Annotated in this window: 13 protein-coding genes and 1 tRNA gene; 10 read left to right on the top strand and 4 right to left on the bottom strand. The window is 66.4% G+C overall.

Annotated features, from left to right (window positions below):
* Positions 1-31 precede the first annotated feature (31 nt).
* From GQ651_RS09130 to GQ651_RS09115, 4 genes are read left to right on the top strand one after another with little or no spacing between them, the layout of a single operon-like run.
* A complete protein-coding gene (locus GQ651_RS09130) occupies positions 32-760 on the top strand; it encodes a SapC family protein (RefSeq protein WP_160763848.1) in 729 nt (242 codons plus the stop codon).
* Positions 757-2,061, top strand: a complete 1,305-nt coding sequence (locus GQ651_RS09125) for a TolC family protein (protein ID WP_160763847.1) — start codon at positions 757-759, stop codon at positions 2,059-2,061. The genes GQ651_RS09130 and GQ651_RS09125 overlap by 4 nt, the downstream gene beginning before the upstream one ends.
* Entirely contained in the window at positions 2,058-4,199 is a 2,142-nt protein-coding gene (locus tag GQ651_RS09120) for a type I secretion system permease/ATPase (protein WP_319637374.1), read from the top strand. Before GQ651_RS09125 ends, GQ651_RS09120 begins: the two co-directional genes overlap by 4 nt.
* Before the next feature lie 3 nt (positions 4,200-4,202).
* Positions 4,203-5,513, top strand: coding sequence for an HlyD family type I secretion periplasmic adaptor subunit (locus tag GQ651_RS09115; protein WP_160763846.1), 1,311 nt, complete (start codon positions 4,203-4,205; stop codon positions 5,511-5,513).
* Positions 5,514-5,577: 64 nt separating this feature from the next.
* On the opposite strand, the gene GQ651_RS09110 is transcribed toward GQ651_RS09115, so the two are convergent.
* Positions 5,578-5,651: transfer RNA gene (locus GQ651_RS09110), tRNA-Cys, on the bottom strand.
* Between the two features lie 117 nt (positions 5,652-5,768).
* Between GQ651_RS09110 and GQ651_RS09105 the strand changes: the two genes are divergently transcribed.
* The 4 genes from GQ651_RS09105 to GQ651_RS09090 all read left to right on the top strand — a co-directional run bounded on the left by GQ651_RS09105 (position 5,769) and on the right by GQ651_RS09090 (position 9,565).
* Positions 5,769-6,422 (top strand): protein-L-isoaspartate O-methyltransferase family protein, encoded by a 654-nt coding sequence (locus GQ651_RS09105; RefSeq protein WP_160763845.1) that lies wholly within the window; start codon positions 5,769-5,771, stop codon positions 6,420-6,422.
* 23 nt (positions 6,423-6,445) lie between these two features.
* Positions 6,446-7,810, top strand: coding sequence for a TolC family outer membrane protein (locus GQ651_RS09100; protein ID WP_160763844.1), 1,365 nt, complete (start codon positions 6,446-6,448; stop codon positions 7,808-7,810).
* Between the two features lie 69 nt (positions 7,811-7,879).
* A complete protein-coding gene (locus GQ651_RS09095; protein WP_160763843.1) occupies positions 7,880-8,989 on the top strand; it encodes a hypothetical protein in 1,110 nt (369 codons plus the stop codon).
* A 6-nt stretch (positions 8,990-8,995) separates the two neighbouring features.
* Complete coding sequence (locus tag GQ651_RS09090) at positions 8,996-9,565, top strand: cobalamin biosynthesis protein CobQ (protein WP_160763842.1); 570 nt, start codon at positions 8,996-8,998, stop codon at positions 9,563-9,565.
* Between the two features lie 13 nt (positions 9,566-9,578).
* On the opposite strand, the gene GQ651_RS09085 is transcribed toward GQ651_RS09090, so the two are convergent.
* Positions 9,579-10,865 (bottom strand): homoserine dehydrogenase, encoded by a 1,287-nt coding sequence (locus tag GQ651_RS09085; RefSeq protein WP_160763841.1) that lies wholly within the window; start codon positions 10,863-10,865, stop codon positions 9,579-9,581.
* Positions 10,866-10,927: 62 nt separating this feature from the next.
* Positions 10,928-11,209, bottom strand: a complete 282-nt coding sequence (locus GQ651_RS09080) for a hypothetical protein (protein ID WP_160763840.1) — start codon at positions 11,207-11,209, stop codon at positions 10,928-10,930.
* Positions 11,210-11,292: 83 nt separating this feature from the next.
* Between GQ651_RS09080 and GQ651_RS09075 the strand changes: the two genes are divergently transcribed.
* Positions 11,293-11,880 carry a TetR/AcrR family transcriptional regulator gene (locus GQ651_RS09075; protein WP_160763839.1) on the top strand — a complete coding sequence of 196 codons (588 nt, stop codon included), beginning with the start codon at positions 11,293-11,295 and terminating at the stop codon, positions 11,878-11,880.
* Positions 11,877-12,374, top strand: coding sequence for a hypothetical protein (locus tag GQ651_RS09070; protein WP_160763838.1), 498 nt, complete (start codon positions 11,877-11,879; stop codon positions 12,372-12,374). Before GQ651_RS09075 ends, GQ651_RS09070 begins: the two co-directional genes overlap by 4 nt.
* Here the strand turns inward: GQ651_RS09070 and GQ651_RS09065 are convergent.
* Positions 12,356-12,607, bottom strand: a complete 252-nt coding sequence (locus GQ651_RS09065; protein ID WP_160763837.1) for a hypothetical protein — start codon at positions 12,605-12,607, stop codon at positions 12,356-12,358. The two genes, GQ651_RS09070 and GQ651_RS09065, sit on opposite strands and share 19 nt — an antisense overlap.
* Positions 12,608-12,701 lie beyond the last annotated feature (94 nt).

The following is a 12,701-nucleotide window of genomic DNA, read 5'->3' as shown; positions in this document are numbered from 1 at the left end:
CGCTTTCTGCGTGCCGGACCAAGACACTGACATGACGCGATTGGCACCTCTATCACAGGCCGCGCACGGCACATTGGGCTGGACACCGACGGTGTCCGGCCTGTCTCTTGATGGGACGGCTTCGGTGCCTGTCAGCATGGACGAGCTGCCGGATTTCGCGGTCCGCTTTCCACTTGCGATCCGCATGGTGCGCGGTCGGGCGGCGCCGGTGGTGCCTGTGGGCGCGTTGCAGGGCGGGAACACGCCGCTTCTGGATGCGTCAGGCGGCTGGCGACCCCGGATCGTGCCGTTCGCGCTCAGACAGGGGCCGTTCCAGTCGGTGCGCACCGGCGAGCGTGACGCGGTTTTCGTGGACGAGACGGTCCTTTCGGCGCCGGGCGGTCCGGTGGTCCCTCTGTTCGACGGCAAGGGCGACCTGAGTGATGCCACGCGGGAACACCTGTCCGCGCTTGCGGGTTGGCAGAAGAGCATGAGACAGGCCGAGCAGGCGGCGACGGCGCTGTTCAAGGCGCGGCTTCTTCAGCCCTGGCGCGAAGGCGAGACGACGCTTTTCGCACCGGATGCCGACGCCTTGGCGGCGCTGGGCGGGGTCCGGCTGGCCCAGATGCATGAGACCGGGGCGCTCAGGCTGGCGCATATGGTCGAGCTGTCGCAGGCGCTGATCGGCGCGGCCGTTCCCCCAGCGAGACCCGCGCCCGCGCGCGAAGCGAATGCCGAGGGCGACGCGTTCCTCCGGGCGCTGCGGGAAGAAATGTCATGAGGGCCGCCGGTCCGCTCCTGGTAGCCGCCTTTCTGCTGGCGGGGTGTGCCGAAGAGCCCGCAACGCCTGCAGTTGAAGGCGACGCGCACGAAGCCGATACCACGAGCGTCCGGACAAGTTATCAGCGCGAGCCCATCTTCGCCGGGCGTCCCTTTGCCGTTGCCGTTAGGCAGGCCGTCGAAAATGGCCCGACGCTGATGGCGGGGCGCGCGGGCGAGGCGAGCGCTGTCGCCCGCGTGGCCGAAGCGCGCTCGGCACTCCGCCCGACCGTCAGTCTCGGCCTGACCGCCGGGCGCGGGCTGGGCACGACGGATGATGTCGCACCGAGCGTGCGGGTCAGTCAGCGCCTCTATGACGGCAGCGCTGCGCGTCTCAGGATCGAGGCGGCCAGCCTGCGCGCCGAGCGTGCGGGGGCGGAAACGGCGCTCTCGGTGACCGAGCGGGTGCTTCTGTCCATCGAGGCCTGGGAAGAGCTGCATACCGCACGCCGTTTGCGTGACATCGCACGCGAGGCTGTCAGCCGCACCGATGCGCTGGCCCTTCGGATCGAGCGCCGCCTGTCAGCCGGCGCGGGGCGCATGGCCGACGCTCTGCGCGCCACATCTAGGCAGGCAGATGCCCGTGCGGGTCTGGCCGCGAGCGAGGGGCGTCTGGCCGAGGCCGAGGCGCGCGCACGCGAGCTGTTCGGCACCGTCCCCGCTCCCGGGCCATTGCCCGCTGCACCGGCCCCGGTCTTTGGCGGAGAGGCCAGCGCCGCGCTGCAATCCATTAACGTGCAATTGGCTGCCGCTCGCGCCGATGTCAGGGCGCGGCGTGCCGAACGCGCGCCCACAGTCTTTCTCGATCTCATCGGCGGTCTTGACGCCCGCGACGACCCGGACGTGGGCGCGGCGCTTCGCCTCGACTACGCGCTCGGGACCAGCGGCCAGCGGCAGGCCGCGGTCGAGGCCGCAGAGGCCGAGGTTGCCCGACTTGAAGCCGAGCAGGCCCTTCTGCAAAGCGACATCGGCCGGGCGCTCTCCTCGGCGGCGGCGCGACAGGCGAGCCTTGGCCGCGAACTTTCTGCCGCGCGAGAGGCGGCGGAGACGGCGGCGGCGGCGCTGGCCGATGCCGAGCGCGGCTTCGATGCCGGGCGGGTCGACAGTCTCGATCTCTTGGACCTTGGCCGCGAACTGGACCGCGCCGCAAGCCGAAGCGCCGAGATTGCCGCCGCACAACGGCTGGCCGGCTACGAGCGTCTGGCCTTGGCAGGCGAGTTGCTGGACGTTATCGGGCTGTCCTTGGAGGAAGAGGCAGAGTGAACGAGACGATCCGCATCAATTCGGGCGACCCGAAAGCGCAGGAGGAACGGCGCGGCGACAGCGGTCCGATCGAGCATGCACTGGCCCATGCCTCGGCCGTCTTGGGCCATCCGATCCCACAGAGCCGTTTCGAGGAGGCGCGTCGACCCGATGACCGGGATGGTGGGCTTGCCGGCGCCCTTCGCGCCGCCGACAGCGCGGGGTTCGAGGTGGCTGTCGGGCCGCTTTCCCTGTCCGAACTGGATCGGGCGGTTTTGCCGGCGGTTCTTCTGACGCGATCCGGAGCGCTGGTACTGGAAGAGCGGCAGGGCGCGGGATGGGCTGTTCACGATCCCCGGCTTGGGGCCGGGTCGCGGACCTATCTGGCAGATGCCGACGTGACCGCCGCCTATGCGGGACAGGCGATCCTGCTGCGTCCGCGTGCGGGTGCAGGGGGGGAGACGGTTCAACGCGGACACTGGTTCCGCTCGGCGCTGGCTGCGAATAAATGGAGCTATGTGCAGGTCGCGCTGGCCGCAGCGGTGGCGAACATCCTCGGCCTGACCACATCGATCTTCATCATGGTCGTCTATGACCGGGTCCTGCCGAACGAGGCGATGGAAAGCCTCGTCGCGCTGACCATCGGCGTCGGCATCGCACTTGGTTTCGATTTCGCGATCCGAAGCCTCCGCGCCGGGTTCATCGACCGCGCCGGACAACGGGCAGACCTGTCCATGGGGCGGGCCATCTTCGAGCGGGTGCTGTCGATCCGGCTGGCGGCACGTTCGGGTTCGACGGGGGCAACCGCGGCGTCCTTGCGCGAATTCGAGATGATCCGGGATTTCTTCACCTCGGCCTCGCTGGTCGCCATCGTGGACCTTCCGTTCATCCTGCTCTTCGTCGGGGTCATCTATCTGATTGGCGGACCGCTGGCGCTGGTGCCTGCCGTTGCAATCCCCACGGTCCTAATCGTGGCGCTGGTCACCCAGCCGTTCCTTGCGCGTCTGGCCGAGCGGAGCTTTGCGGACGGGCAGTCGAAGCAAAGCGTTCTCGTCGAGGCGCTGTCGGGGCTGGAGACGATCAAGGCGTCCCGTGGCGAGGCCCGCATGAAGACCCGCTGGGACCGCGCCCTTGCCGCGCAGGCCGAGCATGGCGTCCGGTCGCGCGCGATCAGCCAGCTTGCGTTGAATGCGACGGCCTTCGTCCAGCAGGTCTCGCAGATCGCAATCGTGTTCTTCGGTGTCTTCCTGATTGTCGAAGGATCGCTTTCGATGGGCGCGCTGATCGCCAGCGTGATCCTGACAGGGCGCGCTCTGACGCCGCTTGCGCAGATCGCTCAGACGCTGACCCGCATCAGTCAGACCCGCACGGCCTATCGCGCCATCGAGCGGATGATGCAGTCCGAGACCGAGCGCCCGGACGGAAAACGCTATCTCGCACGAGACCTGGTCGCGGGGCGCGTCAGCATTCACAAGGTCAGTTTCAGCTATCCCGGCGCATCAGAAGGCAGCCTTGAGGACGTGAGCCTCGACATCGCGGCGGGTGAGAAGGTCGCCATTCTCGGCCCCATAGGGTCGGGCAAGAGCACTTTGGCCCGGCTTATGCTGGGGCTCTATCAGCCAGCTTCCGGGGCCGTCCGCGTCGATGGAACCGACATCCGTCAGATCGACCCCGGCGATCTGAGGCGCAATATCGGTTCGGTGCTGCAGGACGCGTGGCTGTTTTCGGGCACGCTTCGCGAGAACATCACCCTCGGGATGCCCCATGCGGGCGACGCCGAAGTGCTGGAGGCCGCGCGCGTCGCAGGTGTCGAAGACTTCGCGGCCACGCGCGCGGACGGTTATGATCTGATGATCGGCGAGCGGGGCGAAGGCCTGTCCGGCGGCCAGAGGCAGTCTGTGGCCCTGGCCCGTGCGCTTCTGGGACGGCCACCGGTCCTTCTTCTGGACGAGCCGACGTCAGCCATGGACGTGATGACCGAAAAGGCCGTAATCGCGCGCCTGAAAGAGCATCTGGCGGGCCGGACGCTGATCGTGGTGACGCATCGGCCCAGCCTGCTTGAGCTTGTCGACCGCGTCATCGTGCTGGGACAGGGCAAGATCGTCGCGGACGGGCCGAAGGATAGCGTCGTCGGATCGGTTGCCGGGCAGGGAGGCTGAGAAATGGCGCCTCATGTCAAAGCCGCCCGCGATATGGCGCGTCAGATGCGCGGAGGGAACCCGCTCAAGGCGTCGCTACTCCTGCTGCTTATCCTTGCCTTCCTCGGCGCCACGGCGGTCTGGGCGGCGATGACGGAGCTCGACTCCGTGACGCGCGCGGATGGCCGCGTCGTCCCGAGCGGCGAAGTGCAGGTCGTACAATCCTCGGAAGCGGCCGTCATCGCCGAGATCCACGTCCGCGAAGGCGATATTGTCGACGCCGGCGCCGCTCTGGTGACGCTGGATGGCCGGCAATTGGAGGGAGAGCTGACCCAGGCCGAGCGACGGGTCGCCTCGCTTCGTCTCAGGATCGCGCGGCTGACTGCCGAGGTCGCCGGCGCGCGGTTCGTCCCAGACCCGATGCTGGCCGCTGACAGTCCTGCGCTGGTCGCCTCGGAACTGTCGCTTTTCGAGGCTCGGCAATCCGCCCTTGCGGATGAGATCGCGGTTCTGGAACGACAGGGTCGCCAGCGCGAGCAGGCTGTGATCGAAGCTGAGACGCGGGTGCGCACGTCGGAGGACACGCTGGCGCTGATCCGCGAGGACATCGCCGTAATGCGCCCGCTTGTCGAAGAAAATATCGAGCCGCGCACCACCCTTATCGGACTTCTGGGGCGCGAGGCCGAGGCCGTCGGGCGCCTGTCCGAAGCCCGTGCCGCGCTTGCCGGCGCAAAGGCGGCTGTGGAAGAAATCGCCGATCGCGTGGTGGCCGCCCGTTCAGGCGCGCGGGCCGATGCGCTGGATCAGCTTGCTCAGGCGGAAGCGGAACTGGCCGAGGTGCGCGTGATGCTGCCCGCGCTCGAGGCGCGCGTCGACCGATCCGTTCTGCGGGCCCCGGCGCGAGGCGTGGTCAACCGGATCATGCTGACGACGATTGGTGCGCTTGCGCGCCCTGGCGAGCCGCTGGTCGAGGTCGTGCCGCTCGGAGACGAACTTCTGGTGGAAGCCTATCTCGCGCCCGAGGATGTGGCCTTCGTGCGTCCGGGTCAGGATGTGCGCGTGTCGCTCAGCGCCTATGACCCCTCCCGCTACGGCAGCATCGACGGCACGATCTTGCGCGTCGGCGCCGACGCCGTCACCCGCCCCGACCGCGACGAACGCGCGTTCGCCGTCGAGATTCGCACGCTCGGGACACTGACGGATGCCGAGGGCGCTGACGTTGACATTCTGCCCGGCATGGTCGCCACGGTGGACATCCTGTCTGGCAAACGCACCGTCCTCGGCTACTTGACCGAGCCCATCGTGCGGGTGAAGGAGACGGCGCTCCGGGAGTGAGTATAAACGCTCCGCATCCGAGAGACCTGTAAAGAGGCAATATGCACGCCTGAGGGATGAGCGCTGGAGGCGAGTACCGGAATCGAACCGGTGTACACGGATTTGCAATCCGCTGCGTAACCACTCCGCCAACTCGCCGGCGCCGGGTGCTCTTAGCTGAAGGGCGGCGGCGCTGCAAGCGTCTCAGGTCACTTGCCCGCATTGTTCGAATGTGGTTCAACCGAAAAGACAGTTCTGAACGAATGAGTTTAGCTAATGAGCGATTTCGCCGTTCGCCGCCGCATCATGGTCGACACGCAGGTCCGGCCGTCGGATGTCACGAAGTTCCCGATCATCGACGCGATGCTCACCGTTCCGCGTGAGCGGTTCGTGCCCGATCATCTGAGAGAGACCGCCTATGTGGGCGAGCATCTGCCACTCTCGGGCGGGCGCGTGGTGCTTGATCCGCGTGTTTTCGCGAAGATGCTCGAAACTGCGGATATCGAACCGGACGATCTGGTGCTCGATATCGGCTGCGGGCTTGGCTATTCGTCCGCCGTCATGGCGCGGCTTGCCGAGGCGGTCATCGCAGTCGAAGAGGACGGCAGCCTCGCCTCGGAGGCCGAGCGCGTTCTGGGCGAGACCGGGGCCGATAATGTCGCCGTGATCGAGGGGTCTCTTTCCGAAGGGGCTGCCAAGCACGGGCCATATGACGTGATCATGGTCGAAGGCGGCGTTGAAGAGGTGCCAGAGACCATATTGCAACAATTGAAAGACGGCGGCCGCGTGGTCGCGATTTTCAACGACGGGCATCTGGGAACGGTGCGCGTTGGGCACCATATCGACGGTGCCATCAGCTGGCGCTACGCGTTCAACGCGGAAGCCCCGGTTCTGGAAGGATTTGTACGCGCGCGGGATTTCGTATTCTGACGCCTGTCTAGGGAACGGGATCAATGGGACGAAAATTCGGTTGGACGGCACTGGCCTGCGTCGCGGCACTGTCTTTTGGGGGCGCAGGGGCCGCCGTGGCGGAGACGCTGGCGGACGCGCTGACAAAGACCTATCGCAACAGCGGTCTGATCGAGCAGAACCGTGCCGTTCTTCGTGCAGCGGATGAAGATGTCGCGCAGGCGGTCGCCGCGCTGCGTCCGGCGATCACATGGGCCGGGTCGGTGAACTACACGAACCCCACGATAGGGGATGAGCTGACCGGGTCGCTCGGCCTGAATGCCGACATGCTGCTTTACGATTTCGGTCGGTCCCAGCTTGGGATCGACGCGGCCAAGGAAACCGTACTGGCCACGCGTCAGGCACTGGTCGACGTGGAGAACACCGTTCTCTTGAACGCGGTCACGGCCTATCTGGCCGTACGTCGGTCAGAGGCGTTTGTCGGGCTTCGCGAGAATAACGTGCGGCTCCTGACAGAGCAGCTTCGCGCCACACGCGACAGGTTCGAGGTGGGCGAGGTGACGCGCACCGACGTGTCGCTGGCCGAAGCGCGTCTTGCCGCCGCACGGTCGGGCCTCGCTGCCGAGCAGGGCGGTCTGGCGCGCGCGCAAGAGCAGTACAAAGCCATCGTCGGTGATTATCCGGGCAGCCTTGCCGCCGCGCGCGCGCCGGCCGTTCCGGGCTCGGAAGGTGCCGCGCGGGATATCGCCCGGAAAGAGAACCCCCAGATCCGGCAGGTTCAGCATCAGGTGCGGGCGACCGAGTTGATTGTCGAGCAGGCCAAGCTCGGACGGCGTCCGTCGCTGACCGCGTCGGGCGGTCTCTCGATCAATGACGAGGGCGACGACCAGACCCGGCTGGGCCTTACGCTTGGCGGACCGATCTATCAGGGCGGTGCCGTCTCGTCGCGCGAGCGCAGGGCGCAGGCGCAGCGTGATCAGGTCCGGGCGCAGCTTTATACGACCGGTCTTCTTGTCGATCAGCAGGTCGGCAACGCTTATGCCAACCTTGCGGTCGCGGTGGCCTCGATCGACGCGTCGCAGCGCCAGGTGCGGGCGGCGGAACTGGCCTTGGAAGGCGTGCGGGAAGAGCTTCAGCTTGGCGCGCGCACGACACTCGAAGTCTTGGACCAGGAGCAGGAGCTTCTGGACGCGCGGACGAATCTCGTCTCGTCCGAGGTGGATCGTATCCTCGCCGCCTATCAGATTCTGGATGCGACCGGGCGTCTGACCGCGACCAATCTTGGGCTGAACGTGCCGATCTACGATCCGGCAGCCTATTACAATTCGGTCAAGGACGCGCCGTTCAGCACACCCAGCAAGCAGGGTCAGCGTCTGGACCGCGTAATGCGCGCACTCGGCAAAGAGTAGACCGGCACCCTGTTGTGTCGCTGCGGGGTCGGGGGTACGCTTTCGGCCGGGGGCAGGAGTCGTAGAAGCATGTCGAAATCCGTTTCGGGTCAGAACGTCGAGGATATGCTTTCCTCGGTCAGGCGCTTGGTATCGAGCGAGTTGCCGCGCAATCAGCGAAGCCGCCTGCCCGACGGGCCGGGGGCTCTTGTGCTGACCAAGGACTTGCGTGTCCAGACGGCTCCGCCACGGGCCGAGGCCGCGCCTTCGTCGAAGACGCTGGAAGAGCGCATTGCGGAGCTTGAGGCCGCCGTCGATCATCAGGAAAGCGAGTGGGAGCCGGACGGGTCAGAGGATCAGACGGTTCATCAGCCCGACCGCATTGTGTTTCGTCCTTCGCGGCCGCTGACCGAGCAGGAACAGCGTCGCCCGCTGCGCTTGAGCGAGATTGCGTTGATCGAAACCGGCCCTGCGAATGAGGGCGAGGCCGAAGATGAAGGCGACGAAGCTGCGACTGCTGAAGCGTCTTTCCGGCATGAAGGCGTCGATGTGGAGGATACGCAGCCGGTTGAACCCGAACCCGCTGCGCCCGTCGAAAGCGAGGCCGCTGCTCCGGAACCCGAATCCGCAGAGAGTGCGTCCGCCCCGGCCGAGCCGGTGAGCGCACAACGCTTCGCACAAGATCCGTTTGCAGACGCCATAGCGCGGGATGTGGCCGCTGTCGTGGCTGAGATGGCCGAAGCGGCGCTTCAGGAAGACCGTGACTTCGAGGCCGCGCTGGCCGAGGCTGTCCGCGCTGCACCAGCCGTTGCCCCGATGGAAGACGAAGCCGTGGCCGTGGCGGAAGATGAGCCCGAGGCGGACGTCGAGGCAGAGGCCGACATGGACCTCGCCTTCGACGACGAAGCCGATCATGTCGAAGCCGAAGCCATGGTCGAAGAGCTTGAAGCCGAGGTTGCCCTCGCGCCCGAGGAAGGGCCGGAAGAGGCTCCGGAGGCGCAAAGCCGCGAGGATCGCGCTCAGGCGCTGGATGATTTGCCGGCTGCGGCGCCACTTTCGGAAGAACAGCTTCGTCCTTTGATCTCTCGCATGATCCGCGACGAACTGCAGGGCGAGTTGGGCGAGCGCATCACACGCAATGTCCGCAAGCTGGTCCGGCAGGAAATCAACCGCGCGCTGTCGGTTCGCGATCTCGAATAACTTCAGGTGAATACCCCGGCGCATCTTTTGATCGGCGCGGCGGCGATGGGCCGGCCCGGTCAGGCGCGGGTGACCACGGCGGCGGTTCTGGGTGCGCTGGCGCCGGACCTGTCGCTTTACCTGATGGTGTCGGTGTCGATCTGGGGCATGGGCATCCCGGCCGAGACGGTGTTCCGGCAGCTCTACTATTCCGACGCATGGCAGGCGGTTTTTGCCGTCGATAATTCGTTCGTGCTATGGGGCGCGGGGCTATTGCTGGCGCTCTGGCGGAAAAGCCCGGTTTTCATCGCCTTCACCGGTGCGGCGCTCCTGCACCTGGCGTTCGACTTTCCGCTCCACACCCATGACGCGCGGCAGCATTTCTGGCCGCTCAGTTCGTGGGTTTTTGAAAGCCCGGTCAGCTATTGGGACAGCCGCGCACACGCCGATATCGTCGGGCCTGTCGCGTTGATGATCTCGTTCGGCTGTCTCGCCTGGATCTGGCGGCAATATAGAAGCCTTGCCTTCAAGGCCTTTGCTGCGCTTCTGGCGGCAGCGGAGCTGATGAGTTCGGGCATCTGGCGGTTCATCTTCTGAACCGCCACCGCCGTCAGACTTCCTCGATTCTAAGCGCAACCGGCGCCGCGGTCAAAACGCCGGTCCCGTCCATCGCGGCGATAGCCTCGTCCAGTGCCTGACGCGGTGTCTTGTGCGTGACGATCACCACCGGGGCGCTCGGGTCCGTATGGGAAAGCTGGCGCATCCGGTCGATCGAGATGCCCGCATTGCCCAGAACCGTCGCGATCTTGGCGAGCGAGCCGGGTTTGTCGGCAAGCGCCATGCGAAGATAGAAGGGCGCCGGCGCGGTAGAGGTTGCCGCCCGTGCACGGGTCAGGGCCGAGGCGGGGGCGCCGAAGGTCGGAAGGCGGAAGCCGCGTGCGATGTCCGCGATATCGCTCATCACCGCGCTGGCGGTCGGTCCTTCGCCCGCGCCCGCGCCGCGGATCACGATCTGGCCAACGCTGTCGCCTTCGAGAACGACCATGTTGGTTGCGCCTTCGAGCTGACCCAGGGGCGAGGCCATGGGCACGAGGCAGGGAGACATCCGCGTCTCAAGCCCGCGTCCGGTCATCTGCGCCACGCCCAGAAGCTTGACGCGGTAGCCCATCTCGGCGGCCAGTTCGATATCCTCGATGGATACGCGCTCGATCCCCTCGATCTGCATCGCCGGGAAATCCACCTGCGTCCCGAAGGCGATGGAGGCGAGGATGGCCAGCTTATGCCCCGCGTCGATCCCGCCCACATCAAGGGTCGGGTCGGCTTCGAGATAGCCAAGCGCCTCGGCTTCGGAGAACACGGTCTGATAGTCGAGGCCCGCGTCCTGCATCCGGGTCAGGATATAGTTGCAGGTGCCGTTCATCACGCCCATGACGCGCTTGATCCGGTTGCCCGCCAGACCTTCGGTCAGCGCCTTGATGACGGGGATGCCGCCTGCGACCGCCGCCTCGAAGCGAAGGCGTAGCCCCGCGGCCTCGGCCGCTTCGGCCAGCGCCTGTCCATGAACGGCCAGAAGCGCCTTGTTCGCGGTCACCACGTCCTTGCCGGCGGCGATCGCCGCCTCGACCGCGTTCTTTGCCGGGCCTTCGTCGCCGCCCATGAGTTCGACGAACACGTCGATATCATCCCGTTTGGCGAGGGCCACTGGATCGTCTTCCCATGCGTACCCTGACAGGTCCGCGCCCCGGTCCTTGTCCCGCGACCGGGCCGAGACCGCCGTGATCTCGATGGTCCGGCCCGTGCGCTCGGCCAGCATCTCGGGCATCGATTGCACGATCTTGACGACACCAATTCCGACGGTGCCGAGCCCGGCGATCCCAAGGCGAAGCGGTTCAGACATTTGCGGGCTCCTTGACGGTTCGGGCAGGGTGTTAGCGGCTTCGCCCCCGGCCTGCAACGGCGTTAGCGCGCAAGCCTTTGGCGGAGGGCTTCCATGTCGTCCTCGTCGCGGACGGTGCCGCGCAGGATCGCCGCCCGTCCCCGCAGCGCCAAGGCCCGCACAAGAAGCGTTTCACGCAGCGCGTCGGGGTCGTCCACGACCTGCGCGCCCGCCACCTGATCGAGCGGCAGGAGTGTCGGCCAGGCGGTGCGCTCGGCGGCCCCCTCGACCTGCGGCACGTCGGGCCAGCCGGAGCAGGCGGCCAGCGCTGTAAGGCTCAGGACAAGGGCGGAGGCGCGAAGCATGGGCCAGTTATGCCATGCCGCCCGTCCGGAGCAAGCGCCCGAGAGGTCTTTAATATGAACGTGCGTTCAGATATCAGCGGATTATGGCGCGCAAGGCAGGCTCTCATGCTGAAATCACCGGTCCGGCGATCCGCGAGGCGGCGCTGAAGCTGTTTGCGCGGTCGGGGTATGCGGCGGTGTCGATGCGCGAAATCGCGGCCGAGGTCGGTGTGCAGGCCGGAGCGCTGTACCTCTACACGCCCGACAAGCAAACGCTGCTCTTCGAGCTGATGAGGGGCCACCTGGAGGACCTGCTCGCGGCCTGGGCGGACATTCCCGAAGCGGGAGCGCCCGCCGACCGGCTGGAGGCGTTTGTCCGGTTCCACCTTGGTTATCACCTGAACCGGCCCGACGCGGTGTTTCTGGCCTATATGGAGCTCCGCAACCTGACGCCCGAGAACTTCGCGGTGATCGAGGGGCTGCGCCGCCGGTATGAAGCCGAGCTGGAGCAAATCCTGATAGCAGGGCATGAGGATGGCAGCTTCCGGATGCCCGATGCCCGCGTCACGGCCATGGCGATGATCGCGATGCTGGCTGGTGTCCATGTCTGGTACCGGCCCGATGGGCGATTGACGCCGGACCGAATTGAGCGGATTTACGTCAGGCTTGCGCGACGGATGGTAAAGGCATGACCGAGAGCGACGACAGGATACTGGCGGTTCTACCCGCCTCCGAGCCGCGCCGCTGGGCTGGGATCGGGATGCTGGTTTGCCTTGGGCTTCTGCTGATCTGGACGGCGTTTGCTGCCGTGGGCGCGGTGGTCTGGCAAGGCGTCTTTCTGATCTGCGGCGTGCTTGCGCTCTGGGGCGCGGATGCCATGCGCCGGGCAACGAGCGCTGTGATCGAACTGACCAAGACCGAGCTTCGGACCGACGCCGGCGCGGTTCTGGCCCGCATCGAGGATGTCGAAGGTGTCGAACGCGGCGCCTTCGCGTTCAAGCCTTCGCAAGGCTTCCTTGTCCGGCTCAAGACGCCGGGGCCACGGGGCTGGGCGCCAGGTCTCTGGTGGCGGGCCGGCACCTTTCTGGGTATCGGCGGAGTCGTGTCGGGCGGGCAGTCCAAAGCCATGGCCGAGATCCTGACGGCGCTCATCCTCGAACGGGACGGTCACCTGTCCCGCGACTGACCGCCTTGTCGCATCCGCAGCCCGGCCACAAGCGCGGGGATACCGGCGGCGAGTGCGATGATCCCGATCATCATGATCGCAAGCCCCCAAAAAATCCACGACCGGTCCGGTGCGTCCAGAACTCGGATGACGCCGATGACATAGGTTGCGATGGCCCAGACGCCGAAGAGGGCGGCCAGACTGCCGGTGGCGATCAGTCCCCAAGACAGGATGCTTCGTGTGCCGTTGCCCATGCCATTGTCTCTTTCCTCAGAAGCTACTGGCTGGGTGGAATCCTTGGCAAGAGTCTCGACACTTTCAATCGACGGTCAGTTTGTTACGCTGCCT

This window comes from Kangsaoukella pontilimi, assembly GCF_009830125.1.
Taxonomy (GTDB): Bacteria; Pseudomonadota; Alphaproteobacteria; order Rhodobacterales; family Rhodobacteraceae; genus Kangsaoukella; species Kangsaoukella pontilimi.
This window is presented reverse-complemented; position numbering and strand designations above follow the sequence as displayed.